This window comes from Halorubrum sp. SP3 (genome assembly GCF_005435195.1).
Taxonomy (GTDB): Archaea; Halobacteriota; Halobacteria; order Halobacteriales; family Haloferacaceae; genus Halorubrum; species Halorubrum sodomense.
This window is the reverse complement of the sequence record NZ_SGTU01000143.1, coordinates 1-979: the sequence shown is the minus strand read 5'-3', so window position 1 is coordinate 979 and position 979 is coordinate 1. Positions and strand designations below refer to the sequence as shown.

At 46.7% G+C, this 979-nt stretch carries 1 protein-coding gene; it reads left to right on the top strand.

Going from position 1 to position 979, the window contains the following annotated elements; genetic code table 11:
- Nucleotides 1-134: 134 nt before the first annotated feature.
- A complete protein-coding gene (locus EXE42_RS15910; RefSeq protein WP_137695015.1) occupies nucleotides 135-788 on the top strand; it encodes a hypothetical protein in 654 nt (217 codons plus the stop codon).
- Nucleotides 789-979: the final 191 nt, after the last annotated feature.

Here is a 979-nt window from a genome sequence, read left to right as displayed (position 1 = left end):
ATTTGAGATACAACGAAACGGCCGACAGAGTGGACCTGTGCTTCGTTCTATAAGTGGATCCACTTCGGCGAAATACTATTGGATTTTATTAGATCTGAACGACCTTTTTCTGGTATTATCGACTACGAGACAGTATGCCAGAAGAGACAAAACAAACAGAACATACTACCTCAGAGGAGCAGTCTGAGAACGATCTCCGTGAAGAACTCTACGACCAATTTGGAATTTCTATGAAAGGTCGAGTCGGAATTAGATGGATCATTCCACACCTTGATCAAGGTGTACAAACAGAATCCCGTTACGACATCGACAAGCGCTCAAAAATTCTCGCTGAAATAGCTCTATTCCAAGCTTATGAACAGGAGCCAAAATTCAAGATATTTGTTTGGGCGGCTATGCTTGTAGGCGCGTTCGATCTTCTACATCAACTTGATCCTGGAGTTTACAGCATCCTATTCATCGCTCTTGCGACAATCAACGGCTTTGTGTCGTCACTACGGTCTCCGGCGATGATGGCTGCCGAATTGGAAGGAACACCCGATGAAAACGGAATGCCAGCTGACTACCGTGCTAAGGCACTCTCAAGTGTAAATACAAACATTACGCTAGTACTATTCGTGATTGCTGTGGGAGTTCAGTTGTTTGTGACAAGCGGGTACGCGCAACAGGAAATTATCTCGAGAAATCTGGCAACTGGTGTGGTAAACCCTGGTATTTCTGTGGCTGTACTACTAGCAATCCCGCTACTAGTTTCCCGAATACTAGGGGAGAGTGACGCCAACAAATAACTGCTAGCCAGACGAGTGAACTAGTGAATACACGCAGAAATTAGCGTATATTTGAATTGTTCCAGAACGGTCCAGTCCGCAGTAGATCAGCTATAAGTTGTCGACGACGAACCCGCGCTCCGATTCTTATATCTCGTCGGCCGCGTCCTGCGCCTCTCGGAGCGTGAACTCGCCCTCGTACAGCGCGGTAC